Source organism: Corynebacterium sp. HMSC072G08 (genome assembly GCF_001809185.1).
Taxonomy (GTDB): domain Bacteria; phylum Actinomycetota; class Actinomycetes; order Mycobacteriales; family Mycobacteriaceae; genus Corynebacterium; species Corynebacterium phoceense.
This window is the reverse complement of record NZ_KV796420.1, coordinates 1-25,960: the sequence shown is the minus strand read 5'-3', so window position 1 is coordinate 25,960 and position 25,960 is coordinate 1. Positions and strand designations below refer to the sequence as shown.

24 protein-coding genes are annotated in these 25,960 nt (G+C 65.1%); 15 read left to right on the top strand and 9 right to left on the bottom strand.

Features of this window, described 5'->3' with window-relative positions; translation table 11 throughout:
- Window positions 1-140: 140 nt before the first annotated feature.
- Window positions 141-1,226 (bottom strand): transaldolase, encoded by a 1,086-nt coding sequence (gene tal / locus HMPREF2559_RS05000; protein WP_070539741.1) that lies wholly within the window; start codon window positions 1,224-1,226, stop codon window positions 141-143.
- 35 nt (window positions 1,227-1,261) lie between these two features.
- Window positions 1,262-3,394: a transketolase gene (gene tkt / locus HMPREF2559_RS04995; RefSeq protein WP_070539739.1), complete on the bottom strand. Its 2,133-nt coding sequence runs from the start codon at window positions 3,392-3,394 to the stop codon at window positions 1,262-1,264.
- Window positions 3,395-3,747: 353 nt separating this feature from the next.
- Here tkt and HMPREF2559_RS04990 point away from each other — a divergent pair, with 353 nt between their 5' ends.
- The gene (locus tag HMPREF2559_RS04990; RefSeq protein ID WP_070539809.1) at window positions 3,748-4,692 is read left to right on the top strand and encodes a heme o synthase; all 945 of its coding nucleotides are present in this window, start codon (window positions 3,748-3,750) and stop codon (window positions 4,690-4,692) included.
- A 96-nt stretch (window positions 4,693-4,788) separates the two neighbouring features.
- Here HMPREF2559_RS04990 and HMPREF2559_RS04985 read toward each other — a convergent pair whose 3' ends face one another.
- The 5 genes from HMPREF2559_RS04985 to mptB all read right to left on the bottom strand — a co-directional run bounded on the left by HMPREF2559_RS04985 (window position 4,789) and on the right by mptB (window position 10,402).
- Window positions 4,789-5,754, bottom strand: a complete 966-nt coding sequence (locus HMPREF2559_RS04985) for a quinone oxidoreductase family protein (protein WP_066493232.1) — start codon at window positions 5,752-5,754, stop codon at window positions 4,789-4,791.
- A 20-nt stretch (window positions 5,755-5,774) separates the two neighbouring features.
- Window positions 5,775-6,710: a COX15/CtaA family protein gene (locus tag HMPREF2559_RS04980; protein WP_082723340.1), complete on the bottom strand. Its 936-nt coding sequence runs from the start codon at window positions 6,708-6,710 to the stop codon at window positions 5,775-5,777.
- Window positions 6,711-6,876: 166 nt separating this feature from the next.
- Window positions 6,877-7,659: an ABC transporter permease gene (locus HMPREF2559_RS04975; protein WP_066493235.1), complete on the bottom strand. Its 783-nt coding sequence runs from the start codon at window positions 7,657-7,659 to the stop codon at window positions 6,877-6,879.
- A gap of 25 nt (window positions 7,660-7,684) precedes the next feature.
- Window positions 7,685-8,608 carry an ABC transporter ATP-binding protein gene (locus HMPREF2559_RS04970; protein WP_066493325.1) on the bottom strand — a complete coding sequence of 308 codons (924 nt, stop codon included), beginning with the start codon at window positions 8,606-8,608 and terminating at the stop codon, window positions 7,685-7,687.
- 6 nt (window positions 8,609-8,614) lie between these two features.
- On the bottom strand, window positions 8,615-10,402 hold the full coding sequence (mptB, locus tag HMPREF2559_RS04965; protein ID WP_070539737.1) for a polyprenol phosphomannose-dependent alpha 1,6 mannosyltransferase MptB: 1,788 nt from the start codon (window positions 10,400-10,402) through the stop codon (window positions 8,615-8,617).
- A gap of 232 nt (window positions 10,403-10,634) precedes the next feature.
- On the opposite strand from mptB, the gene HMPREF2559_RS04960 reads away from it, so the two are divergent.
- The 13 genes from HMPREF2559_RS04960 (at window position 10,635) to HMPREF2559_RS04895 (ending at window position 23,357) form a co-directional block, all read left to right on the top strand.
- The gene (locus HMPREF2559_RS04960) at window positions 10,635-11,435 is read left to right on the top strand and encodes a helix-turn-helix transcriptional regulator (RefSeq protein WP_083297780.1); all 801 of its coding nucleotides are present in this window, start codon (window positions 10,635-10,637) and stop codon (window positions 11,433-11,435) included.
- A gap of 55 nt (window positions 11,436-11,490) precedes the next feature.
- A complete protein-coding gene (sufB, locus tag HMPREF2559_RS04955; RefSeq protein WP_148138780.1) occupies window positions 11,491-12,897 on the top strand; it encodes a Fe-S cluster assembly protein SufB in 1,407 nt (468 codons plus the stop codon).
- A gap of 3 nt (window positions 12,898-12,900) precedes the next feature.
- Window positions 12,901-14,100: a Fe-S cluster assembly protein SufD gene (gene sufD, locus HMPREF2559_RS04950; RefSeq protein WP_066493244.1), complete on the top strand. Its 1,200-nt coding sequence runs from the start codon at window positions 12,901-12,903 to the stop codon at window positions 14,098-14,100.
- Between the two features lie 53 nt (window positions 14,101-14,153).
- A complete protein-coding gene (gene sufC / locus HMPREF2559_RS04945) occupies window positions 14,154-14,912 on the top strand; it encodes a Fe-S cluster assembly ATPase SufC (RefSeq protein ID WP_066493245.1) in 759 nt (252 codons plus the stop codon).
- 118 nt (window positions 14,913-15,030) lie between these two features.
- The gene (locus tag HMPREF2559_RS04940) at window positions 15,031-16,299 is read left to right on the top strand and encodes a cysteine desulfurase (protein WP_066493250.1); all 1,269 of its coding nucleotides are present in this window, start codon (window positions 15,031-15,033) and stop codon (window positions 16,297-16,299) included.
- 11 nt (window positions 16,300-16,310) lie between these two features.
- Window positions 16,311-16,769 (top strand): Fe-S cluster assembly sulfur transfer protein SufU, encoded by a 459-nt coding sequence (gene sufU / locus HMPREF2559_RS04935; RefSeq protein WP_066493252.1) that lies wholly within the window; start codon window positions 16,311-16,313, stop codon window positions 16,767-16,769.
- The gene (locus HMPREF2559_RS04930; protein WP_066493253.1) at window positions 16,766-17,176 is read left to right on the top strand and encodes a metal-sulfur cluster assembly factor; all 411 of its coding nucleotides are present in this window, start codon (window positions 16,766-16,768) and stop codon (window positions 17,174-17,176) included. The genes sufU and HMPREF2559_RS04930 overlap by 4 nt, the downstream gene beginning before the upstream one ends.
- 594 nt (window positions 17,177-17,770) lie before the next feature.
- Complete coding sequence (locus HMPREF2559_RS04920; RefSeq protein WP_066493256.1) at window positions 17,771-19,402, top strand: ABC-F family ATP-binding cassette domain-containing protein; 1,632 nt, start codon at window positions 17,771-17,773, stop codon at window positions 19,400-19,402.
- Window positions 19,402-20,343, top strand: coding sequence for a nucleoside hydrolase (locus tag HMPREF2559_RS04915; protein ID WP_066493259.1), 942 nt, complete (start codon window positions 19,402-19,404; stop codon window positions 20,341-20,343). The genes HMPREF2559_RS04920 and HMPREF2559_RS04915 overlap by 1 nt, the downstream gene beginning before the upstream one ends.
- 188 nt (window positions 20,344-20,531) lie before the next feature.
- Window positions 20,532-20,741 carry a hypothetical protein gene (locus HMPREF2559_RS04910; RefSeq protein ID WP_066493261.1) on the top strand — a complete coding sequence of 70 codons (210 nt, stop codon included), beginning with the start codon at window positions 20,532-20,534 and terminating at the stop codon, window positions 20,739-20,741.
- Between the two features lie 99 nt (window positions 20,742-20,840).
- Window positions 20,841-21,602 carry a glycosyl transferase family 9 gene (locus HMPREF2559_RS04905; protein WP_066493263.1) on the top strand — a complete coding sequence of 254 codons (762 nt, stop codon included), beginning with the start codon at window positions 20,841-20,843 and terminating at the stop codon, window positions 21,600-21,602.
- A gap of 4 nt (window positions 21,603-21,606) precedes the next feature.
- Window positions 21,607-22,287 (top strand): CbiQ family ECF transporter T component, encoded by a 681-nt coding sequence (locus HMPREF2559_RS04900; protein WP_066493265.1) that lies wholly within the window; start codon window positions 21,607-21,609, stop codon window positions 22,285-22,287.
- Entirely contained in the window at window positions 22,278-23,357 is a 1,080-nt protein-coding gene (locus HMPREF2559_RS04895; RefSeq protein ID WP_070539733.1) for an ATP-binding cassette domain-containing protein, read from the top strand. The genes HMPREF2559_RS04900 and HMPREF2559_RS04895 overlap by 10 nt, the downstream gene beginning before the upstream one ends.
- 55 nt (window positions 23,358-23,412) lie before the next feature.
- Here the strand turns inward: HMPREF2559_RS04895 and HMPREF2559_RS04890 are convergent, their stop codons facing one another.
- Window positions 23,413-24,777 carry a PFL family protein gene (locus HMPREF2559_RS04890; RefSeq protein WP_066493269.1) on the bottom strand — a complete coding sequence of 455 codons (1,365 nt, stop codon included), beginning with the start codon at window positions 24,775-24,777 and terminating at the stop codon, window positions 23,413-23,415.
- A 6-nt stretch (window positions 24,778-24,783) separates the two neighbouring features.
- Window positions 24,784-25,053 (bottom strand): ACT domain-containing protein, encoded by a 270-nt coding sequence (locus HMPREF2559_RS04885; RefSeq protein ID WP_066493272.1) that lies wholly within the window; start codon window positions 25,051-25,053, stop codon window positions 24,784-24,786.
- Between the two features lie 53 nt (window positions 25,054-25,106).
- On the opposite strand from HMPREF2559_RS04885, the gene HMPREF2559_RS04880 reads away from it, so the two are divergent.
- The gene (locus HMPREF2559_RS04880; protein WP_066493275.1) at window positions 25,107-25,784 is read left to right on the top strand and encodes an NAD(P)H-binding protein; all 678 of its coding nucleotides are present in this window, start codon (window positions 25,107-25,109) and stop codon (window positions 25,782-25,784) included.
- Window positions 25,785-25,960: the final 176 nt, after the last annotated feature.

Sequence of the window (25,960 nt, the reverse complement as noted above, 5' to 3'; positions counted from 1 at the left end):
AGAACGACAGTTAGTCTAACCCCTCACGGCGCTCAAGAGGAACAGCGTGGGGCGCGCGGCGGCTCCACGGTGCCCACAACGTGAAAAGGCCGGCACCGCGGTGAGGCGGTGTCGGCCGTAAATAGCGCGCGTGGCGGCGACTAGAGGCGGGCGCTCATGGACTCGAGCAGCTCGTTCCAGGCGGCGACGAACTTCTCTACACCCTCACGTTCGAGGACGGCGAAAACATCGTCGAAATCGATGCCGACGGCAGCGAGCTTGTCGAAGGTCTCCTGGGCCGCGGCAGCGGTGCCGGTGAGTGTGTCACCGTGCAGGTTGCCCAAATCGAGAACGGCGTCGATGGTCTTTTCCGGCATAGTGTTGACCGTGTTGGGACCAGCGAGCTCGGAGACGTAAAGCGTGGCGGGGTACTCCGGGTTCTTCACACCGGTCGACGCCCACAGCGGACGCTGGACGTTGGTGCCCTCCGGCAGATCCGTGGCGTTCGCAAACTCGTCGACGAAGAGGCCGTAAGCGAGGTGTGCGTTCGCCACGCCGGCGAGGCCGCGCAGTGCGAGTGCTTCTTCAGAGCCGATCGCCTCGAGGCGCTTGTCGACCTCGGTGTCGACGCGGGAGACGAAGAAGGAGGCCACGGAGTGGATGGTGCGCACGTCAACGCCAGCCTCGGCGGCGCGGCGGATGCCCTCCTTGAACGCGGCGATGACCTGGCGGTAGCGCGCCACGGAGAAGATCAGCGTGACGTTGACCGACATGCCCTCGGCCAGCGCGTCCGAGATGGCCGGCAAGGAGCCGTCCGTCGCCGGGATCTTGATCATGAGGTTGGGGCGGTCGACCTTGGCCCACAGCTCGCGGGTCTGGGCGATGGTCGCGGCGGCATCGTCAGAAATGCGCGGGTCGACCTCGATGGACACGCGGCCGTCCTTGTGACCAGAGGCCTCGTAAATGGGCGCGAAGACGTCGCACGCAGCGCGGACGTCGTCGATGGCGAGCGAGTAGACGGCCTCGTCCACGGACGCGCCTTCCGCCTTGAGCTTGGCGATGTCCTCGTCATAGGCCGTGCCCTGGCCCATCGCCGCAGCGAAGATGGCCGGGTTGGTAGTCACGCCGACGATGGACTTCGTGTCGATGATCTCCTGCAGGTTGCCTGACTGGAGGCGATCTCGGGAGAGGTCATCGAGCCACGTGGAGGTGCCCAGGGTGTGCAGCGTGTCAATGTAGTTGCTCATACTCAACAAAACTCCTTTGCGCGTAGGTGCAAAATTTAGGCCTTGGCTGCGGCGGCCAGGGACTCCTGGGCGGCCGTAACGACGGCATCGGCAGTAAAGCCGAACTTCTCGAAGAGTTCCTCGGCCGGGGCGGAAGCGCCGAAGTGCTCGAGGGAGACGTTGCGGCCGAAGGTGCCGGTGTACTTGAACCACGGCATGGCGACGGCGGCCTCGATGGAGACGCGGGCGCGAACGGCGGACGGGAGGACGGACTCGCGGTAGGCCTCGTCTTGCTCGTCGAACCACTCGAGGCACGGCGCGGAGACGACGCGGGTGGCGGTGCCGGCCTCCTCGAGGGTCTGTGCGGCCTCGACGGCGAGCTGAACCTCGGAGCCGGTGGCGATGAGGATAACGTCCGGGGTCTCCTTGGAGCCCTCCACCAAGACATAGGCGCCGCGGCGCACGCCGTCGTGAGCCTTCTCTGCGGTGCCCTCAAGCACTGGCAGGCCCTGGCGAGAGAGCGCGAGGCCCTTCGGAGCGGCCTTGTACTCGAACGCGGCGGCCCAGGCCTGGGCGGTCTCGTTCGCGTCGGCCGGGCGGATGACGGAGAGGTTCGGGATGGCGCGCAGGGCAGCGAGGGTCTCGACCGGCTGGTGGGTCGGGCCGTCCTCGCCGAGGCCGATGGAGTCGTGCGTCCACACGTAGTAGGTATCCGTGGACATGAGCGCGCCCAGGCGGACGGCGGGGTACATGTACTCGGAGAAGATGAGGAACGTGCCGCCGTAGACGCGAGTATTGCCGTGCAGGGCGATGCCATTCATGATGGCGGACATGCCGTGCTCACGAATACCGAAGTGGAGGTTGCGGCCGGTAGGCGACGCGGTCCATGTAGTGGTCGTGATGGAGTCCGGACCGAAGGAATCCGCGCCCTTGATGACCGTGTTGTTAGAGCCAGCGAGGTCGGCGGAGCCGCCCCACATCTCCGGAACCTTGGCAGCGAGCGCCTGGATGGCGGCCTCGGAGGCCTTGCGGGTGGCGAGCTTTTCACCGGCCTGCCACGCGGGCAGCTCCGCGTCGAAGTCGGCCGGCAGCTCACGGGCGGTCATGCGGTCGAAGAGCGCCTTGTTGTCTGGGTTGGCCGTAGCCCACGCGTCGAACTTCTTCTGCCACTCGGCGTGGGTGGCGGCGCCGCGCTCGGTGAGCTTACGCGTGTGCGCGAGGACCTCGTCCTCGATGAAGAAGGACTGCTCGGGATCGAAGCCGAGGACATCCTTGACAGCGGCGACCTCGTCGTCACCCAGGGCAGCGCCGTGGACGCCACCGGTGTTCATCTTGTTCGGGGCCGGGTAGCCGATGACGGTCTTTACGCGAATGAAAGACGGACGTTCGGACTCCGCCTGGGCTTTCTTCACGGCCTCGAGGATGGCCACGACGTCCTCACCGGACTCGACGGTCTGGACGTGCCAACCGTAGGCCTCGTAGCGGGCCGCGGTGTCTTCCTGGAAGGCGACGTTGGTGTCGTCCTCGATAGAGATGTTGTTGTCGTCCCAGAAGACGATGAGGTTGCCCAGCTTCTGCGTGCCAGCCAGCGAGGAGGCCTCAGAGGTTACGCCCTCCTGGACATCGCCGTCGGAGCAGATAGTGTAGATGAAGTGGTCGAACGGGGACTCGCCGGCGGGAGCCTCCGGGTCGAATAGACCGCGCTCCTTGCGGGCGGCCATCGCCATACCCACAGACGACGCGAGGCCCTGGCCCAGCGGGCCCGTGGTGATTTCGACGCCCTTGGTGTGGTGGACCTCCGGGTGGCCCGGCGTGAGCGAGCCCCATGTGCGCAGTGCCTTAAGGTCGTCCATTTCGAGACCGAAGCCGCCGAGGAAGAGCTGAATGTACTGGGTGAGCGAGGAGTGCCCGACCGACAGCACGAAGCGGTCACGGCCAGCCCACTCGGGGTCCTTCGGATCGTGGTTAAGGACACGCTGGTAGAGCGTGTACGCCAGGGGAGCCAGGGACATGGCGGTGCCGGGGTGGCCGGAGCCGCAGTTCTGGACGGCATCGGCAGCGAGCACGCGCACGGTGTCGATCGCCTTGGTGTCCAGATCGCTCCAGTCGGCGGGATAGTTGCGGACCGTCTTGGCTTCCAGCTCTGGGGTCAGCGCTGGGGCGGTGGAATTCGAGGGGGACGTCGACATAAGAGTCTTTAAACCTCACTCACTCTTCTCGTATACATATCTATTAACTGACCCCTTTTAGTGTAGACGGCCACGCCGCTTACCCCCACCAATAATTCCTCCGCGCGCCAGATTCGGGATCTCTGCCCACTTACCGGTAGTCTGTGGGGTGCTGTTGGCGCACCTTTCGCGCTGCGCGCTGGCCGACCTGCGGAGGCAACCTGTAGAAAATCAGCGCGCGGACCACGGGAACTTTTGAATAAGTACATGCGACTACTTAGAATGCGCGCCTTGTGGGGCTGCGCACCTTCCCGCCGGGGTACAGGCCGCGGCGCTGGATACACATGCGAATTGGAAAGCTGGAGGGCTATCCCTTGGAGACAATCAAGGCCTATATTGCGCTGACGAAGCCGAGGATCATCGAGCTCCTTCTCGTCGCCGCCATCCCGGCCATGCTCCAGGCGCAGCGCGGCGTCGACGCCGTAGCCGACAACCTGTGGCTCATCGTGTCCACCATCTTCGGCGGCTGGATGGGCGCGGCCGCCGCGCACACCTTTAACAACGTGCTTGAGTTCGAGCTCGACCAGAAGATGCAGCGCACCCGCGCACGTCCCCTAGTCCGCCACACCGTGAAGCGCCGCAACGCCGCCATCTTCGCGTGGATCATGCTGGCGCTGTCCGTGCTGTGGCTGGGCGTGCTCGCTCACTCGTGGCTCGCGGCCTTCTTCGTCATCCTCACGAACTTTTTCTATGCCATCGTGTACACGAAGTTTTTGAAGATGCGCAACAGCCAGAACATCGTGTGGGGCGGCCTCGCCGGCTGCATGCCCGCCATGGTCGGTTGGGCCGTCATCCGCGATAACGCGCCCGACGCCGAGCCCGACCGCTGGTGGCAGGCCATCGTGCTCTTCCTCATCATCTTTTTCTGGACCCCGCCGCACACGTGGGCCTTGGCCATGAAGTACCGCGAGGACTACAAGGCGGCGGGCGTGCCGATGCTCCCCGTGGTGGCCCCCGAGGTCGTCGTCACCCGCCAAATCATCTGGTATACGATTGGCACGCTCATCGTGTCCTTCCTCATCATTCCGGCGGCAAGCTGGATTTACCTGGTCGCTTCGATTCTCTCGGGCGCGGTCTTCCTGTGGATGGCCGTGCGCCTGCACCAAGGCGTGAAGAAGGGCGAGAAGGTCAAGCCCATGCGCTTGTTCATCTACTCGAACAATTACCTGTCCGTGCTCTTCATTGGCTTGTCCATCGACGCCGTGGTGGGCTGGGAGCCCATCGGCCGCATGCTCGGCTGGTCGGCGGTGCTCTTCTAGGGGCTTCCGCACAAAAAAGGGATCCGCAGAGGGTATCGAGCGAGTATTGGAACTGGCTAGAACCCGTCTGGCGGATCCCTTCTGGGTTGTCGATGCTTAGTCGTGGACGCGCAGGACGATGGAGCCGGTGGTCTTGCGGTCCTGGAGGTCGCGGTGCGCCTGGGCTGCGTCCTTGAGTGGGTAGCTCGCTGCGACTCGGAACGAGAGGTGACCGTCGGCGACCGCTTGGACGACGGCCTGGGCGCGCATCTGGAACTCACCTTCCTGGGACGTCCACGCGCCGATGGACGGGCGGGTGAGGAAGACAGAGCCGTGCGTGTTGAGCACCTGCGGGTCGACCGGCGGGACGGGGCCAGATGCAGCGCCGAAGAGACAGACCGTGCCGCGAGGGCGAACGACCTCGAGGGATTCCTGGAAGGTGTCCTTACCCACGCCGTCGTAGACAACGTCGACGCCGCGGCCGCCGTTGAAGCGGCGGACTTCCTCGGCCAGGCCCTCGGAGTAGCGGAAGACATGGTCGGCGCCAGCGTCGTAGGACAGCTGCTCCTTCTCGTCGGAGGAGACGACCGTGTAGACGGTCGCGCCGAGCGTCTTGGCCATCTGGGTGGCGATGAGGCCTACGCCGCCGGCGCCGGCGGTGATGAGGCAGGACGCGCCCTCACCGAGCTGGTAGACGCCGTGCGTGAGGTAGTGCGCCGTGATGCCCTGGAGGAGCATGGAGGCTGCAACCTCGTCGGAGAAATCATCGGGCACGGCGACGAGGCGGTTGCGGTCGACGCAGACCTGCTCCGCGTAGGAGCCGAAGGACTGGTCCCAGGCCACCTTGGTGCCCTCGGCAATCTCGCCGCGCGGGTCTTTGAGCACACGGCCGGTGCCCTCAAACCCGGGGACGAAGGGGGTCTTCGCGTGATAAATGCCCTCGCGATAGTAGGTGTCGATATAGTTAACGCCCGCCACGTCCACGGCGACCAAGACCTGATCGTCGGTGGGAGTGGGGGCGTTGACCTCGACGTACTCGAGGACTTCTGGGCCGCCGGGGCGGGAAACCTGAATAGCAAACATGCTACTTAGGCTACCGAACCCTAGACACGTGCCGCTAGAGATTCGCGGCGCAGGGCATACTTTTCGTCACCGCGCGGTGAGCCGGTGATGAGATCCAGCGTGCCGTAGGAGCGGATCATGCCGTTCGACCACAGCAGTGCGGTAAAGGCAGTGACCACAGACGACATGGCGATGTGGACGGGGACGGTCCACCGCGGAATGCCGAGGCGGAACTGAATGACGCCGATGGCCCACTGAATCACAATCGCCAGGATGAGCACCAGGCCCGCCTTCTTCGCCACCTGCGGTGCGCGGTGGCGGTAGAGCATGATGACGGTGACCACGGTGAGAATGAGGTAGATGTACATGCAGAACGCGTGCGTGAGTGCCATCCACTCGGTGTCGACCTCGAGGCGGCCTTCCATGCCCACGCCGTCGTCGCCGGAGTGGACGCCCGAGCCGGTGACCATCGTGCCCGTGATGAGGACGACGGACAGTGCAACGGTGGCCACGACGGCCAGCGAGCGGATGAACTGCGGGAAGGTGTGCTCCGGGGTGCCGTCATCCGGCTGGAGGATACGGTTGTAGAGCATCGCGGCGAGCCAGACGAGGACCATGGACGGCAGGAAGTGGAGCGCCACGGCCCACCAACGCAGGTCAAGGTGGACGGAGATGCCACCGATGACCGCTTGCAGCACGATACCGGCTACGTTGAGCCAGGCGTAGACCTTGAGTTCGGTGCGGCGGCAGGCCATGTACATGGCGATGACAGCGGCGGCAGCGGCCGCGGCGTCGACGAAGGTGAGGAGGCGGTTGCCGAACTCGATGGCCTGGTGAATGGCAGGCGCCGCGCCCTGCACGGGCACGAGAGAGCCTTGTTGGCAATTGGGCCACGTATCGCAGCCCAGGCCGGATCCGGTGACGCGGACGATGGAACCGCTCACTGTGATCCCGCCCTGGCACAGCAGCAGGATCATCGCGATAACGCGCTGCTGGTGCAAGGTGGGCACGGCCTCGCGGAAGAAGAGACGAATACGTTCAGAGATGTTCACGATTCTTGAGGTTACCTTTCTTCACGGAACTTCCCGTAACAATTAGGGCCGTACCGGACCTATTCAAGATAAAAGTCACATTCAGCAGGTTTTAGCCGTCGAACCGGAACCATTTCACCGCGATAGCCGACGCGGCGACCGCCCAACCCACGAGGACGAGGATCTGGAAGAGTGGAATCTCGCCGCGGAAGGCGTCAGTGAGCCCGCCGGCGAGTGCCACCGTGGGCACGAGCGTGAATACGCCGTTGTGGCCCAGGCCCGTAGAGTACATGGCCCAGCCCACGACGCCGAGCAGCAGGAACCAGACGAGGTTGGCGAGAGCGAGGACGAGCTCGCTCGACATCGTGCCGCCTAGGATGAGGCCGAGCGCGGTAAACGCCGCGACGCCGAAGACGAGTGTGACGGCCGCGAGCAGCACGCCGCCCGGTGAGGTGCGAAAGCCCACGAGATAAGCCGTCAGGCCCAGCACGACCACTTGGACAAGGACCATCGAGGCCACGCCGATGATCTTGCCGCCGATGATGGCCCACGCGGGCACGCCCGAGGCGCCGGTGCGCTTGAGCGCGCCGTAGCGGCGGTCGAAGGCGAGCGAGATGGCCTGGCCCGTAAAGCCCGCCGAGGTCGCCGCGACGGCGAGGACCATGGGGAAGAGCTCGTCGAGTCCGTTGGCCTGGGCGCTGCCGGGCAGCGAGACAGCGTCGCCGAGACGCGCGCCGCCGATGAGCAGCATGATGGGGATGACGATGCTGAGCAGCTGTTGCTCACCGTGGCGCAGCAAGAGTTTCGACTCGATGGCGCCCTGCGCCTTGAGGATGGCGCCCACGCCGGCGCGCTGGGGCGCTGGCGTGAAGGTGCCGGGTTGATATGTCGTCATGGTGTCTCCAAAACTTGAACGTGAGTTAGCTGCGCAGTTCGCGGCCGGTGAGTTCGAGGAAGACGTCCTCGAGCGTTGCGTGTGCCGCGTCGAGGCGGCGCAGGAGCACGCCCTGGTCGGCGAGTGCGGCGGTGAGGGCGGCGATGGTGGCAGGAGTGGGGGCATCGGCAAGCGCGTAGTGCAAGGGGCGCTGCGCGACGGCCTTGACTGGAAGTGCGGCGAGGTCAACCTCGCAATCGGTCTCAAAGGTGAGCTGCGCGCCGCGGTTGTCGTCCATGAGCTCCGCGGGGGTACCCTCAGCGACCTTGCGGCCATGGTCGATGATGATGACGCGGTCCGCGAGGGCCTCGGCCTCGTCCATGAGGTGGGTGGTGAGTACGACGGTCACGCCGTCGCGCTTGAGAGCGCGAATGAGTTCCCACACCGCGAGGCGCGACTGCGCGTCCATGCCGGCGGTGGGCTCGTCGAGAAAGACGAGCTCGGGGCGGCCGATGAGCGCGAGCGCGAGTGAGAGGCGCTGCTGCTGGCCGCCGGAGAGGCGCCGGTAGGTATTCTTCGCCACGCCTTCGAGCCCGAGAACCTCGATGAGCCAGTCCGGGTCAAGCGGGTTGCGGGAGTAGCGCGCGGTTAGTTCAAGCATCTCGCGGACGCGAATGCCGGAGTAGGAGCCGCCGCCTTGGAGCATGATGCCGATGCGCTCGCGGACGCCGTCCGGATTCGTCGCTGGGTCAAGGCCCAGCACGCGGATGGAGCCCGAGGTGGGGGCGGCAAAGCCCTCGCACATTTCGATGGTCGTCGTCTTGCCGGCGCCATTGGGACCGAGGAAGCACAGCAGCTCGCCGCGGCTCACGTGGAAGCTCAGGCCGTCGACGGCGCGGGTGGCGCCGAAAGCCTTGACCACAGAGTCGACGATGAGCGCTGCCTCGTGTCCGTCAAAAGTTGTATTCACGGACACTCAGTCTAAGTCATGAAGCCCCGCGCGACGCAAAAGAAGCGCCCATGTCCCAGCAACAACCGCGAAGGCGCCCAGCGCTGCAAGGTAGATGACGAGCACCGTGCCCGGCGGCAGGCCCAAGCCGCGGGGCAGCACGAAGAAGCTCATGGGCACCGAATACGCCACGACGATGGTGCGAAAGAAATGGCGGTTTGCCCACGCTGCCAGGGGAAAGACAGCCCACAGGATGTACCAGGGGTGCACGACGGGAAAGAGTGCGACGAGGACGGCGGTGGCCACGCCAAGGCCGCCCACGGGATGGATGGCGCCGCGGTACGTGGCCCAGAGCATGCGGAGCATAAACGCGCCAGCGAGCAACACGCCGGCCGCGCGCGTGACAGACAGGATGGCGTCCGTGTGGTCGCCCAGGCCCAGGAGCATGCCCAGGAAGCCGGTGATGACGCCGATGTCCGTGGAGATGGAAATCCAGGAACGAATGGTCGCAGCGCCACCTTGACCGGTGACCCAGCCGAGGCCGATCCCCGTGATGGCCGAGACCGCGAGAATGGATGCAGCCAGGGTCACGACCTGGACCGCGACCGCGGTCGCGAGTGCCCGGGCCGTCGAGTAGCCGCGGCGCAGGGCGAGGCAGCGCGCAAGCGCCATGCCCGTAAAACCGAGCCCAATAAAACCGGTGACCTTGACCATGCCCGCGCAGCTTATGAGCACGCCCGAGGCGATAAGCCAGCCCAGCCAGCGCCAGTCACCCAGGCGGCCCAGCTTATCGATGCCCCGTAACGCCAGCTCGACGCCCACGAGGACGAGGCCCAAGAGGATGGACTCGTTGTGGATGCCGCCTACGAGATGGAGGATGGCGAGCGGATTGAGGACGCCGAGCCAGAGGGCGGCGGCGGGGGAGACGCGGCAGCGGCGGGCGAGGCGTCCCGTGGCCCAGCCCGCGGCGACGATGCCTGCAAGCGAGAGGAGGCGGTGCGCGATGACCCCGGCCATAATCGAGTCGTGGGTGAGTACGCTGATGGCAGCCGCGAGCCCGAGCGAGACCGGCCCATAGGGCGAGGGAGAGTTGGCCCAGATGAAGGGCACAGAGCGCGCGAGCCGGCTATCCGCGCCCAGGATCTCCACCGGACCGCCTGCGTATGGGTCGAGCCCCTGGTGAACGATGGACCCGTTGGCGAGGTACGAGTAAATGTCCTGTGTAAACAACGGTGCAGTGAAAATGAGCGGGACGACCCAGCCGGCCCACGTGCGCCACATCTGACCTTCGGTGACGAGCCGTTGTACACGGCGCGGCGTGGCGGGACGCACGAGGTACCAACCCCGCGGGTCCTTCTCGCTCGCGCGCCAGCGGTAGCGCGGCAGATGGATCCGGTGGCCTACAAACGGCGCCATGCCTACCCATGCCACGACGAGCAGGCCGATCCCGACGAAGACGAGCGCCGAGGAACTCTGCAACAGCCGCGACATGAGCGCGCCCGAGGGCACGTTATCGTACGGATTGCCCACCACGGGCAAAGCGCCGGCACCCAGGCCGCCGAATGCAATGAGCAGGGAGCCTGCCGTACCCATCCAGCGCAGCGCAAAGAAGCGGCGCAGCTGATTGATGGTGGAGCGCTCCGTCACGGGGGCATCGACAGGCAGGAGGTCGAAGCGCGCGTCAGACTCGGTTCCGGTGGCGCCGTCTGCATGGAGCAGCGCCGAACGCGAGCCCGGGGCGCCGAGGCGCGGAAGAGCGTCGCGCAGGGCCGACGTATCCGTCGTGCTCGCGTGGTCCGCGTTGTTCTCCTTCACCCGCCCTACTTTAGCGGGCAGGCCGACTTGGGCCCGAATACCGGTCGACACGGGGAATGGGGGCACCAACGACACGCCGTCGAGCAGCCCTGGTGGCATTTGGGAATGAATTAGGGAACACTAGTGTTGTCTAAAGGCGTAAAGCCCCTTTGGACTTCTCAGAATGAGGATTCTCTATTCATGTCGGCGCCGCGCTACACGGCGCCACAACCAGCAGGAGGTGGACGAGGAGATGACCCGCTCCGTTTCGGCGAGCAGCAACGCCTCGAAGACAACTGCTACGCGCGGCACGCGCTCCACGCGCACCGCACGCGCAGAAAAGAAACACGCGCAGCCGTCCCGCGAGGCAGACGTGCAGAAAGAAACCCGGTCGACGGAGGGGGACACCCGCCGCCAGATTATGCTTCTCATGCTCAAAGACGGTCCTGTGACGGCATCCCACCTGGGAAAGAAGCTTGGGCTTTCCGCCGCCGGCGTGCGCCGGCATCTAGACATTCTGGTGGAAGACGGCCTTACCGAAATCGTCCATCGCCCCGGCAAGCTCGGGTCCGGTGGGCGTGGACGTCCGGCCAAACACTTCCGCCTCACGGATCAGGGCCGTGCCCATTTCGGCCACGCCTACGATGAGCTGGCTTCCGATGCCCTCGACGCGCTGCGCGCCGTGGGCGGACCCGAGGCCGTCAAGCTCTTCGCCAAGGCGCGCTTCCAGCGTCTTCTCGACGACGTCGCTCCGTTGACGGACGCCGGCGAGGACGTGGAAGACACCGCCCGCAAGCTGGCCGAGGCGCTCGATGCCCACGGTTATGCCGCGACGGTGACGAACGCGGGTCGCGGCATCCAGATCTGCCAGCACCATTGCCCGGTCGTGCACGTCGCGGCGGAGCACCCGGAGCTGTGCGAGGCGGAGCAGGAAGTCTTTTCCGCCCTATTAGGCACACACGTGCAGCCCTTGGCCTCTATTGCGGACGGTCACGGCATCTGCACCACGAATATCCCCGTAAATATCCCCCTGACAGTAATCGATAGAAAGTAAGTGAAAGGAGCGGGCTGTGACTCAAACACAACCGGCACCGGGGCTTGAAACCAAGATGAGTGATGACGAGATCATCTCCTCCATCGGTGGTTACGACTACGGCTGGCATGACTCGGACGAGGCTGGCCAGGCTGCACACCGCGGCCTGAGCGAAGACGTCGTCCGTGACATCTCGGCGAAGAAGAACGAGCCGGAATGGATGCTGGAGTCCCGTCTCAAGGCGCTGCGCATCTTTAACAAGAAGCCGGTCCCGACCTGGGGCCCCGATCTTTCGGACATCGACTTCGACAACATTAAGTACTTCGTTCGCTCCACCGAGAAGCAGGCGCAGACCTGGGACGATCTCCCGTCTGACATTAAGGAAACCTACGACAAGCTGGGTATTCCGGACGCAGAAAAGAAGCGTCTCGTCTCCGGCGTCGCCGCACAGTACGAGTCCGAGGTTGTCTACCACAAGATCCGCGAGGATCTTGAGGCCCAGGGCGTTATCTTCGTCGATACCGATACCGCCGTGCGCGAGTACCCGGAAATCCTCCAAGAGTACTTCGGCACCGTTATCCCGGCCGGCGACAACAAGTTCTCCGCCCTGAACAACGCCTGCTGGTCCGGCGGCTCTTTCGTCTACGTCCCCAAGGGCGTGCACGTGGACATCCCGCTCCAGGCCTACTTCCGCATCAACACCGAAAACATGGGTCAGTTTGAGCGCACCCTCATCATCGTCGAAGAGGACGCGTACGTGCACTACATCGAGGGCTGCACCGCCCCGATTTATAACTCGGACTCCCTGCACACCGGTGTCATCGAGATCGTGGTGAAGAAGGGCGGACGCTGCCGCTACACCACCATTCAGAACTGGTCCACCAACGTCTACAACCTCGTGACCCAGCGCGCCAAGGTCGAAGAGGGCGGCACCATGGAATGGGTCGACGGCAACATCGGCTCCAAGGTCACCATGAAGTACCCGTCCGTGTGGATGACCGGCGAGCACGCCAAAGGCGAAGTCCTCTCCCTGGCGTTCGCAGGTGAAGACCAGGTGCAAGACACCGGCTCCAAGATGGTTCACATGGCACCGCGCACGTCGTCCAACATCATTTCTAAGTCCGTGGCCCGCAACGGTGGCCGCGCCGCCTACCGCGGCCTGGTCCAGGTCAACACGAACGCGTACCACTCCACGGCCAACGTCGAGTGTGACGCCCTGCTCGTGGATAACACCTCGCGTTCGGACACGTACCCGTACAACGACATCCGCAACGAGTACGTCACGCTCGGCCACGAGGCAACGGTCTCCCAGGTCTCTGAGGAGCAGCTGTTCTACCTCATGTCCCGCGGCCTCGAGGAAGAGGAAGCCATGGCGATGATCGTCCGCGGCTTCGTCGAGCCGATTGCCAAGGAGCTCCCGATGGAATACGCCCTCGAGCTCAACCGCCTTATTGAACTGCAGATGGAAGGATCGGTGGGCTAGACAGTGGTCGCCTCCAACGAATTCAACCCGGCTGACGTCACGAAGGGCGATCAGTTTACTTCCTTCAACGTCGAGGACTTCCCGGTCCCGCACGGCCGCGACGAGGTCTGGCGCTTTATCGCGCTGCGCAAGCTCCGCGGCCTGCACAACGGCCAGTTCGCCCCGGTTGTCGCGCAGAAGATTCAGGTCACCACGCCGGCTGGCGTCTCCACGGAGAGGCTTGAGCCTTCCGATGCCCGCTTGGGCACTGCCGGTGCCCCCGCCGACCGTGTCGCGGCGCAGGCATGGACCTCCATGCCCGAGGCTCAGCTTGTGACCATCGACGCTGAGGCCACCCCGGCCGAGCCGGTGGAAATCACCATCACGGGTGCTGGCGAGGGAGTGACCTCCTTTGGCGCGACCTCCATCCAGGTCGGCCACCACGCGCAGGCCACCGTCGTGCTCAAGTACGTTGGCTCCGGCACGCACGCGGATAACGTCGAGTTCATCCTCGGTGATGGCGCAAACGTCACCGTCGTCGTCGACGCGGACTGGGAAGATGACGCGGTCCACCTCGGCCACCAGGTGGTCAAGCTCGGCCGCGACGCCGTCTTCCGCCACAACACTGCGGTCTTCGGCGGCGAGATCGTCCGTCTCGTCCCGCGCGTCGTCTTCGACGCCCCGGGTGCCGATGCCGAAATGCTCGGCGTCTACTTCGCGGACTCCGGCCAGTACTTCGAGAACCGCCTGCTCGTGGACCACGACGTGCCGAACTGCCGTTCCCGTGTGTTCTACAAGGGCGCGCTCCAGGGTGTCGCCGGCCAAGACGACGCGAACCCCGTCGCCGCGATGGGCGCCTCGAACCGCAACGAAGCTCGCACTTGCTGGGTGGGCGACGTGCTCATCCGTTCGTCTGCCACGAACACCGACACCTACGAGACCAATAACAACCTCATCCTCACCGAGGGCGCGCGTGCAGACGCCATCCCGAACTTGGAGATCCAGACCGGCGAGATCGTCGGTGCCGGCCACGCCGCCACCGTCGGCCGCTTCGACGACCTCGAGCTGTTCTACCTTATGTCTCGCGGTATTCCGGAGGCTGAGGCCCGCCGCCTCATCATCCACGGCTTCTTCTCCGAGGTCATCGGCCGCATTCCGGTCGAGTCCCTCCGCGAGGACCTCGAGGCTCGCGTCGTTGCTGAGCTTGCCAAGATCAACGCCTAAAACACCCCGCGTCACGCACCCACACGCCTTTTAGCGAAAGCAGGAAAACTTATATGTCTACCCTGGAAATCAAAGACCTCCACGCGCAGGTCGTTCCGTCCGATGAGAATGAGACTCCCAAGGAGATTCTCAAGGGCGTCAACCTCACCATTAACTCTGGCGAGACCCACGCCGTCATGGGCCCCAACGGCTCCGGCAAGTCCACGCTGTCCTACGTCATCGCTGGTCACCCCAAGTACGAGGTCACCTCCGGCGAGATCCTCCTCGACGGCGAGAACGTCCTCGAGATGTCCGTCGACGAGCGTGCTCGCGCCGGCCTCTTCCTCGCTATGCAGTACCCGACCGAGGTCCCCGGCGTGAAGATGGCACAGTTCATGCGCTCCGCCGTCTCCGCCGTCCGCGGCGAGGCCCCGAAGCTTCGTGAGTGGAACAAGGAGCTCACCTCCGCCCGCGAGAAGCTCGACATCGATAAGTCGTTTGCACACCGTTCCGTCAACGAGGGCTTCTCTGGCGGCGAGAAGAAGCGCCACGAGGTCATGCAGCTCGACCTGCTCAAGCCGAAGTTCGCCATCATGGACGAGACCGACTCCGGCCTTGACGTCGACGCCCTGCGCATCGTCTCCGAGGGCATTAACCGCTACCAGGAGGAGACCGGCGGCGGCATTCTCATGATTACGCACTACAAGCGCATCCTCAACTATGTGAAGCCGGACTTTGTCCACGTCTTCGCCAACGGCCACATCATCACGACGGGCGGTGCCGAACTGGCAGACCAGCTTGAAGCTGAGGGCTACGAGAAGTTCATCAAGTAGCACCCGCGCCCGGCCCGCCAGGACCATTCCCGGCGGGCCTTCGCGTCCCACCGCCGCATGGCGGCATAACCGAATATTTAGACACAAACTTAGACGTGATTTTCAACAAGGAGGTGTCATGTCTGACCTAGACGTGACCGCCATCCGGGAACAGTTCCCGATCCTCTCGCGCACCGTGCGCGAGGATAAGCCCTTGGTCTACCTCGACTCGGGTGCCACCTCGCAGCGCCCGCTGTCGGTGTGGAAGGCTGAGGAGAACTTTGTCCTCCATACCAACGCTCCCGTGCACCGCGGCTCGTACCAGCTCGCGGAGGAAGCCACGGATGCCTACGAGACCGCGCGCGAGAACATCGCGAAGTTCGTCGGCGCCGACGGCGACGAGATCGCCTTTACCAAGAACGCCACCGAGGCCCTCAACGAGGTCGCCTTCGTGCTTGGCGATAAGCGTGCGGGCGACCTCTACGTCGGCGAAGGCGACACCATCGTCATCACCGAGGTCGAGCACCACGCGAACCTAGTGCCCTGGCAGGAGCTCGCCGCCCGGACTGGCGCGACCCTTAAGTGGTACTCGGCGACCGCCGATGGCCGCATTGATCTCGACTCGCTCGAGCTCGACGACTCTGTCAAGGTTGTCGCGTTTACCCACCAGTCGAACGTTACCGGAGCCCAAGCTCCCGTCGAGGAGCTCGTTCGCCGCGCCCACGCCGTGGGTGCCATGGTGGTCCTCGACGCGTGCCAGTCCGTGCCGCACATGCCGGTCGACTTTCACGCGCTCGACGTCGACTTCGCTGCGTTCTCCGGCCACAAGATGTGCGGCCCGTCCGGCGTCGGCGTCCTGTACGGCAAGCGCGAACTGTTGGATCAGCTCCCGCCCTTCCTCACCGGTGGCTCCATGATTCAGATCGTGAAGATGGAAGGCACCACCTTCGCCGAGCCGCCGCAGCGCTTCGAGGCCGGCACCCAGATGACCTCGCAGGTCGTCGGCCTCGGCGCCGCCGTCGAGTTCCTCAGTGAGATCGGAATGGACAAGATCCATGCGCACGAGCAGGAACTCACCGCCTACGCGCTTGAGGAGCTGCAGAAGATTCCGGGCCTGCGCATCTACGGCCCGACCACCCCGGAAAACCGCGGTTCCGCCGTGTCCTTCAGCGTAGAGGGCATCCACCCGCACGACCTCGGCCAGGTCCTCGACGATCAGGGCGTGTGCGTGCGCACCGGCCACCACTGCGCGTGGCCTGTGCACCGCGCTCTCGACGCTCAGTCGACGACCCGCGCGAGCTTCTACCTGTACAACACCCGCGAGGAAGTGGACGCGCTCGTCGCGGCCATCCACTACGCACGTAAGTTCTTCCGCGTCGATGGCGTCGACGAAGACGACGCAAAGTAGGGAAGTGCACCATGAACCTTGATTCCATGTACCAGGACGTCATCCTGGATCATTACAAGCACCCGCATCATGCTGGCCTGCGCGACCCGTTCCAGGCCGAGGTGCACCACGTCAACCCGTCCTGTGGCGACGAGCTCACCCTCCGCGTGCAGCTCTCGGACGACGGCACGACCGTCGAGGACGTTTCGTACCACGGCGAAGGCTGCTCCATCTCGCAAGCCTCCACGTCCGTCATGGCAGAAGAAGTCGTCGGCCTGCCCGTTGAGGAAGCCATGAAGAAACTCGAGGACTTCGACCACATGGTCACCTCGCGTGGCGAGTACGAAGGCGACGAGGACCTCATCGGCGACGGCATTGCCTTTGCCGGCGTGGCGAAATATGCAGCCCGTGTGAAATGCGCACTCCTCGGCTGGAAGGCCTTCCAGGCCGCCACTGCGGACGCCCTCAACGAACTGGAGAATAAACAATGAGCGACGAACTCATCGATCCGTACCAGAACGAAAGCTCGAACTTTGACGGCGGCGGCCAGCGCCCGCCGCAGACCGAGGAACAGATTTCCAAGGCCTTTGACGTCACCGAATATATGCGTGACGTCATCGACCCCGAGCTCGGCATCAACGTGGTCGATCTCGGGCTCGTCTACGACCTCTGGTTCGAAGAGGTCGACGGCAAGGAGACTGTCATGATCAATATGACGCTCACGTCGCCAGCCTGCCCGCTCACGGACGTCATCGGCGAACAGGTCGAAGACGCCGTGGTCGGCAACAAGCTGGCCGAAGCCGTCCAGATTAACTGGGTCTGGATGCCGCCGTGGGGCCCGAACATGATCACCGAGGAGGGCCGCGAAATGCTCCAGGCCCTCGGCTTCGCGGTCTAAGCCGTCCGAACGCACCAACTCGCACTTGCGCACCTACGCGTGAGCGCGGGTTGTCGCGTATCGGGGGCCTCACCGCGCCGCTTTTCGAACCGGAAGAAGTAGTCATCGATGCTGTGGAGGAGGGGAGTTTCGCGCTTCTCGCAGTCCTCGCGATGACCGTCAGCCGGCGCGTGAGGTTCCGGATGGTGCGGGTTGTAGAACTCGACGATGTGAAACCCCAGCCGGTTGACGTAGAAGTGGACGTTCCGCTTATCCACATACGGCGACTTCCGGGAAGCGTTCCTCGATTCCCCGATTATGATGCGCGGCCGCGACGGCCAGGCTCGTCGATAGGGCCGACGGCATCTTCGAGTCCTCGTTGAAAGGCTTCGTGTCCCGCCGTCGTGAACACATCCTGTTCATCGGCAGCGATGGGACGCAGCGCACTAGGCAGATTGGGGGACGCGCATGTCCAAAGGGAAACGTCTGTGTCTACTCGGTGCCAGCCGGCGGTGGGCCGCCGTGCCGCTGTGCGCGATAGCCGCACAATATAGCTGTGCTAGCGAGTTGGTGGCGAGTTCCACCTAGAAATCCGGGTTGATAGACTGGCTCCTTGTGATTGTGACCAATGATTTCGAAGTGCGCGTCGGCGCCCGTACCCTGCTCGACGCCCCGGGCCAGCACCTACGCGTCCAGCCTGGGGATCGTATCGGCCTGGTCGGCCGCAACGGAGCGGGCAAGACGACGACCATGCGCATCCTGGCAGGGGAGACGGAGCCCTACGGCGGCTCCGTGACCCGCTCGGGCCCCATTGGTTACCTCCCGCAGGACTCCCGCGAGGGCAATATCGAGCAGACCGCGCGCGAGCGCGTGCTCTCCGCCCGCGGCCTCGACGACATCAAACGCCGCATGGCCAAGCAACAGGAGATCATGGAAACCGCCACGGACGATAAGCACCGTGACAAGGCCATCCGCAAGTTCTCCCGCCTCGAGGAGGAGTACCACGGCCTCGGCGGTTACGAAGCTGACGCGGAGTGCGCACAGATCTGCGACAATCTAGGCCTGCCGCAGCGCATCCTCGACCAGCAGTTAAAGATCCTGTCAGGCGGCCAACGCCGTCGCGTGGAGCTGGCGCAGATTTTGTTCGCGGCATCGTCAGGCGAAGGCAAGTCCCAGACCACCTTGCTCCTTGACGAGCCCACCAACCACCTGGACGCGGACTCGATCACGTGGCTGCGCGGCTTCCTCGCTAAGCACGAGGGCGGGCTCGTCATGATTTCCCACGATGTCGAGCTGCTCGAAGCCGTTGTGAACAAGGTGTGGTTCCTCGACGCCGTGCGCGGCGAGGCGGACGTCTACAACATGGGCTTTAAGAAGTACCTCGACGCCCGCGCCACGGACGAGGCCCGCCGTCGCCGCGAGCGCGCCAACGCGGAGAAGAAGGCCTCGGCCTTGAAAAAGCAGGCCGCCAAGCTGGGTGCCAAGGCCACGAAGGCCGCCGCCGCCAAGCAGATGCTCGCGCGCGCCGACCGCATGATGAACCAGCTTGACGACGTCCGCGTCGCCGACAAGGTCGCGCACATCGAATTCCCGGAGCCGGCGCCCTGCGGCAAAACCCCTATGAACGCGCACGGGCTCACCAAGATGTACGGCTCCCTCGAGGTGTTCGCGGGCGTCGATCTCGCTATCGACAAGGGCTCCCGCGTCGTCGTGCTCGGCTATAACGGTGCCGGAAAGACCACGCTGCTCAAACTCCTCGCGGGCGTCGAGCGCACGGACGGCGAGGGCGGCATTGTTACGGGCCACGGCCTGCGCATTGGCTACTTCGCGCAGGAACACGACACCATCGACCCGGACAAGACGGTGTGGGAAAACACCATCGAGGCCTGCCCCGACGCCGGCCAGCAGGACCTGCGCGGCTTGCTCGGCGCATTCATGTTCTCCGGCGACAAGCTGGAACAGCCCGCAGGCACGCTCTCCGGCGGTGAGAAAACGCGTCTGGCCCTGGCCACGCTCGTGTCGTCCCGTGCCAACGTGCTGCTCCTCGACGAGCCCACCAATAACCTCGACCCGCAATCGCGCGAACAGGTCCTCGAGGCGCTGGGCACCTACACCGGCGCCGTCGTCCTTGTCACCCACGACCCGGGCGCGGTCAAAGCCCTCAAGCCTGAGCGCGTCATCATCATGCCCGACGGCGACGAGGACCTGTGGAACGATGAGTACATGGAGATCGTGGAGCTCGCCTAATGCAGCGCGTTCTTCTCGACTGTGACCCGGGCATCGACGACACCCTCGCGTTGGCCTACCTCGCCGCGCTCCATCACGTCGGCGAGATTGAGCTCGTGGGCGTGACCACGTCTGCTGGCAATGTGAGCGTGGGGGAGACCGCGCGCAACGCCGCGTGGGCGTTGGAAACTCTCGGCCTCAGCCAAGTCCCCGTTGCTCCCGGCCAGCCCAGCCCCCTCGCCGTCCCGCTTGTCACGACGCCGGAGACCCACGGCCCGCACGGCGTGGGCTATCTCTCGCCGCCGGACTCCTATGAGTTTGCAGCGGATTGGCGGGCCATCTGGAGGCGTGCGCAAGCAGTCGGCGCGCACCTCATTATCACGGGGCCGCTTACGAACGCCGCGACGTGGGCCGCCGGCCGCAGCTTCGACGACTTCGCGTCGCTCACCGTCATGGGCGGCGCCGTGAACTACCGCGGCAACACGACGCCCACGGCGGAGTGGAATTTCCATGTGGATCCGCACGCAGCCGCGCGCTTCTTTGAGAAACTAGGGCACTCCGGCCACCTAGCCACGCTGTGTTCGCTCGAGGTCACCGAACAATTCCTCATAGACTCGCCGCGTCTCGACAAACTCATTGACGTCCTAGGCGACGCGCCCATCGCGACCGTCCTGCCCGAACTGCTGCGTTTCTACTTCGAATTCCACGAGGCCCAAGGCGAGGGCTACCAAGCCCAGATTCACGATCTCCTCACGACGATGATCGCGCTCGACCGCATCACCTTCGACGCCGTCGATACCACCATCGCCGTCGAGGCCGACTCGCCGCTCCTGCGCGGCACCTCCGTCGCCGACCTCCGCAGTCACTGGGACGCCCCGCACAACGCCCGTCTGGTCACGGCCGCCGACATCGACGCCGCCCACACCGAACTTCTCCGCGCAGCCCGTTTCCTCGCCGAGTAGCGGGTGTTAGGGTCGGGGAGTCCACCCCTGTCTGCGAAAGACCATGGCCATCGGGCTTCCCGAGCTGTTCTGCATCATCCTCTTCGGCAGGAAAAGTCTGGAAGGCGCTTGACCTGTACATCGCGGACACGTCGCAGACGCTAGACTAAGCCACGTCTCTGAAGACTCTGACCGCGAAAGGAGGTGTGATGGCGCAAAAGAAAGACCGCTCCATGTGGAAGATGAACCCCGAGCAACTCCAGGAGCATCTTGTCCTGCGTGCCCGCGCAACACGGATACCGGACAAGAAGAAGCTCAACTCCAAGAAGGCCTGCCGCCAGCACAACCAGCGGCAGGCCTTCGGCCTTTCTCGTCACCCCCGCGTGCCTCAAGTTTGTGCCACCGCGCTCGCGTCGTAAACTATGGGCTGTTTGCACGCCGCGTCCGAGGTGACATAGGAACGCGCACGTGCTCCATTCGTGTACCGCGCCCCGCGCGGCCGACCTCTTAAGGAACACATGTCACAACTCTCGCTTACTCCCGCGCGCCGGACGCTCGTCGTTATCGGCGGCTTGCTCGTTCTCTTCACCTGGCTGTACCTCGTCCTCGCCCGACCCACCGATTGGGAATCCGTGGCGGGCTCGAGCTCCGCACTCATTACGCTCGGCGGCTACGTCGGAGGCGCCATCCTGCTCCTCGCTGGTTCCCTGCCGTCGCTGCCCGCACGCACCATCGCCGTCATCCCCGTCGCGCTCGTGCTCAACATCGTAGTCGGCGAGATCGTCGGCACCATCGGCCTGCCGCTCTACCTCGACTCCGTGGGCACGGTCCTCGTCTCCGCGCTCGCCGGCCCCATTGCGGGCCTGGCTACCGGCACGCTCTCGTCCGTCGTCTGGGGCCTCATTAACCCCGCGGCCCTCCCATTCGCCGCAGGCGCCGCCGCCACCGGTTGGCTCGCCGGCTTGGCCGTCAAGTCTGGCGCGTTCAAGCACTGGTGGTCTGTCATCGTCTCCGGCGCCATCATCGGCATTATCACCGGCGCCATCGCCGCCCCCGTCGCGGCCTTCGTCTACGGCGGCACCGCCGGCGTAGGTACCGGCGCCGTGGTCTCGCTCTTCCGCGAGCTCGGCAATTCGCTGCTCGCCTCGGTGACCATGCAGTCCTTCATCTCGGATCCGCTGGATAAGGCCATCGTCTTCCTCATCGTCTGGGCCGCACTCAAGGCCCTGCCCAAGCGCACGCTGGCCTCCCTGCGCCCCCAGCCTGCCGATGCCGCCTAACCCCATGTCCCCACACCCCGCCACCGTCTTGCTCGCCGCCGCGTGCGGCTGGTTCCTCGTGGTGGCGGTTAATACGCCGCTATCCTCGGCGCTTATCCTTTCCCTCTCACTAGTGCTCGGCACCTGGGCTGCGCGCTCGGTCGCCGTCATCGCCACGACGCTGGCGCTTACCGTGCCGGCGGCGCTGTCCATGGTGCTCATCCACGCCCCCTACGGCGAGCACCGCATCGCACCCCTCCTCACCAGCGATGGCCTGGCGCTCGCAGGCTCGCTGTCCCTGCGCTTCGCCGCCCTTATGGGCTGCGTCCTCGCCGCGGCCGCCGCGCTGTCTGTCTCCGAGGTCTCCAAGTGGATGCAGGTCTCTCGCGTCGGATATAAGGCCGCCTACGTCGTCGGTGCGTCCCTGCAGTCCCTGCCGCAGGGCCGCCAGGCCATGTCCGCAGTCCGCGACGCCAATCGCCTCGCCGGTGTGAAGATCGGCCTGCGCAACGTCGGTCCGCGCGTCATCATCCCGGTCATCGCGCGACTGCTCACGCAGGGCGCCCAGCGAGGCCACGCTCTCGCCGCCATCGGCTTCGACGAGCCCGGCCCGCGCACCCTCCTTCAACCGGTCCCAGACTCTGCAGCACAACGCGCGCTGCGCTGCTTCCTCGTTCTCGCTACGGTGGTTATCGCATGGTTCTAGAACCCATTCCCGGCGAGGTCACGACCGTCACGGTCGGTTTCGACGAAAACGCCGACGAGGTCGCCCACCAGCTCGCGACGCAGTGGGGCGTCGACACCGTCATCGGCGCCGACGCCTCTGCCCACGTCTCGCTCCTGCGCGCCACCGTCCGCGAAGAACTCGCCCTGGCCCTCGAGCACCGCGGAACCCCGCGCGCCGAGATGGCCGCACGCGTCGAAGACATGCTCGCCGCCGTCGGTCTCACCGAGCTGGCCGAACGCGACCCGGCCCGGCTCTCCGGCGGCCAGACCCGCCGCCTTGTTTGCGCGGCCGTCGCCATCGCACATCCCAAGGTGCTTATCGTCGTCGAGCCCTACGCCGGCCTCGATCCCAACTCGCGCGCCCAAGTCGAACTGTTGCTCCACGGGCTGGGGGAGACCGCCGTCGTCCTCGTCCAGGCGGACACCCGTTCCACCCGACCCGACCTCACGCCCGTCGCGCCCGGCGACGGATTCACCCTCGGGCCGCTCAGCGCCACCCGCGGCACGCAGCGCCGACGCTGGTGGAAGCTCAAAGCCCCCGAGCACGCCGAGTTTGCCGTCGGCCCCGTCACCATCCCGGTGCAGCATGGCGGTGTCACGTGGCTGCGCGGTGGCAACGGCTCGGGCAAGACGACGCTTCTGCGCGCCGCCGCGGGACTCGACGGCCACGAGCCCGCGCACTCCTCGCTCGGCATGGCCCTTCAATCGCCCATGGACCAGGCGATTACCCCAACGCTCGCGCAGCTCGTGGGCGACGCCGCGCTCACCGCAGAGCTAGGGCTTCCGCCGGACGAGCATCCCCTCGACGCGTCGGCCTCGCAGTTGCGCGTAGCCCAGGTCGCGGCCACCGTAGCGCAGGGCCGCGAAGTCGTGGTCTTCGACGAGCCCGACACGCTTGCCGATGCCACCGGCCGCACCGCCCTGCACTCTCTCCTGTACCGCGCGCTCAGCGCCGGCTCCGCGCTTATCATCACGTGCCATGACCCAGCATTCGTCGCAGAGATCACGGCCTATGCCACGGTGCGCGAGTGCAGCATCAACACCGTGTGACCGTCCTTGGGCTCGCGCTGGGCTGCGGCGGCGGGGAGAAGGGGGCATCGGCAAGCTAGTTGCGGAAACCGTGGACCGGGGCAGGGATGAAGCCGCCGCGGTGAATGAAGGTGGAATTGCCCACCTGATTGACCGGAATGACCGGGGCGTAGCCGAGGAGTCCGCCGAAGTTGACTTCGTCGCCGGGCTGCGTACCCGGAACCGGGATGACGCGCACGGCGGTCGTCTTATGGTTCATGACGCCGATGGCTGCCTCATCCGCAATCATGCCGGCGATAAGCTCGGCCGAGGTGTCGCCCGGGATCGCAATCATGTCGAGGCCCACCGAGCAGATGGCCGTCATGGCCTCGAGCTTCTCGATTTTCATGCTGCCGGAGCGCACGGCGTCGATCATGCCCTTGTCTTCAGAGACCGGGATGAAGGAGCCGGAGAGGCCACCTACGCGGGAGCAGGCCATCATGCCGCCCTTCTTCACCGCGTCGTTGAGCAGCGCGAGCGCCGCGGTGGTGCCGTGCGTGCCGACCTGGTCCAGGCCCATGTGTTCGAGAATGTGCGCTACCGAGTCGCCGAGCTCGGCGGTGGGGGCAAGCGAGAGGTCGATGATGCCGAACGGCACGCCGAGACGCTCCGCCGCGAGGTTGCCCACGAGCTGGCCGGCGCGGGTGATCTTAAAGGCGGCCTTTTTGATTTCCTCGGCGACTTGGTCGAGGGTGGCGCCCTCGAGCGAGCCGAGCGCGCGGTCGACGACGCCAGGGCCGGAGACACCGACGGAGACGACGCAATCCGGCTCCTCGATGCCGTGGAAGGCGCCGGCCATAAACGGGTTATCGCCTACGGAGTTGGCGAAGACGACGAGCTTCGCGCACGCGATGGCGGAATCGTCCTTGGTAAGCTCCGCGGACTCCTTGATAATCTCGCCGAGACGCTTGGCGGCGTTCATATTGATGCCGGCGCGCGACGACGCGATATTGACCGACGAGCAGACGACGTCCGTGTTGGCGAGGGCCTCCGGGATGGAGTTGATGAGACGCTTGTCCGCAGTGGTCGCGCCCTTCTCGACGAGGGCGGAGTAGCCGCCGACGAAATTGACGCCGACTTCCTTGGCCGCCTTGTCGAGCGCCTTGGCGGCCTCAACCGGGCTGCCGTCCACGCCGGCGGTGACGAGCGCGATGGGCGTGACGGAGATGCGCTTGTTGACGATGGGGATGCCAAGCTCGGCCTCGATGCCTTCGCACACCTCGACGAGGCGGGAAGCCTGGCGGGTGACGTGGTCGTAGATGGCCTGCGCGGTCTCCGCCATGGTGGAACGCGCGCAGCTGAGCAGGGAGATGCCCATGGTCACGGTGCGGATATCGAGACGGTACTTGTCGATCATCTCGATGGTGTCGATGACACCGGAGGTATTAAAACGTGTCGACATGGCTGCTTAGACCTCGTGCATAGCGGTGAAGATGGCCTCGGATTGCAGGCGAATGGCCTGGCCGGTGGCCTCGGCGACCGGAGCCATGTGCGTCTGGAGGTCCGCGATGGTCGTTTCCTTCTCGTCGAACTCGACGCGCAGGATCATGGTGAAGAAACCCGACATGAGGGTCTGCGAGACGTCGACGACGTTGACGTTCTTCTCCGCGATCGCGGTGGTGACGGCGGCGATAATGCCGGTGGAGTCTGCACCGGTGACAGTCATGATGGCATACATGTCTGTGTATTCTATACGGCTGCGCTCCTACGTCGGTGGTACGGTGGGGCGGCATGCCCTCTACTACTAAAACTGTCATGTACATCGGCGGCCACGGCAAGATCGGGCTACTTTCCACACCGAAGCTCGTCTCCGCGGGTCACACCGTGCGCTCGCTCGTGCGCAAGAAAGAATACTTCGACGAGCTGCGGGAGTTGGGGGCGCAGCCGGTACTCGGCGACATTACTTCGCTGACGCAGACGGACTGGGAGAAGCTCTTCGACGGCGTCGACGTCGTGGTCTGGGGCGCCGGCAACGGCGGCCGCGGCGGCGCTGAGCTGACCACCGCCGTGGACCGCGATGGTGCGCTCACCGTCATCGACGCCTTGGAGGCTCTCGCCGCCTCGGACCGCGCTGTCCCTAAGTTGGTCATGATTTCCTACATCGGGGCGACTCAGAATTCCCCGTCGCTGGAGGGCAACTCCTGGGACGCCTACGTTTCGGCGAAGAAGACTGTCGATGCCCGCCTTAACATCTCTTCGCTCGACTACCTCATTCTCGGCCCCTCCGCGCTCACCGAGGAACCCGCCGGCGGCCTAAAGGTCGTGCCGGACGAGGCTTCCGGCGCCAAGGACACGCACACCTCGCGCGAGCTTGTCGCCGACGTCGTCACGGAGGTCGTTTCCCGCGACTCATTCCCGGAGTCGCCGCTGGCGTTCATTGACGGCTCCGACTCCGTCGCGTCCATCTAGATCCGTATCCGCCCGGCGGTCTTCTGCAGGCCGCCGGGCCGTAGTTTTTCCGCCCACCATGAGGGTGCCTCGCGCGGGCGCGCCATAGTACCGAATCCGCACCACAACGCAAGTTTTTCTCAGGAAAGCCTGTGGAGAACTTTTTCGGTTGCACACTATAGTTGGCGATTTCGGGC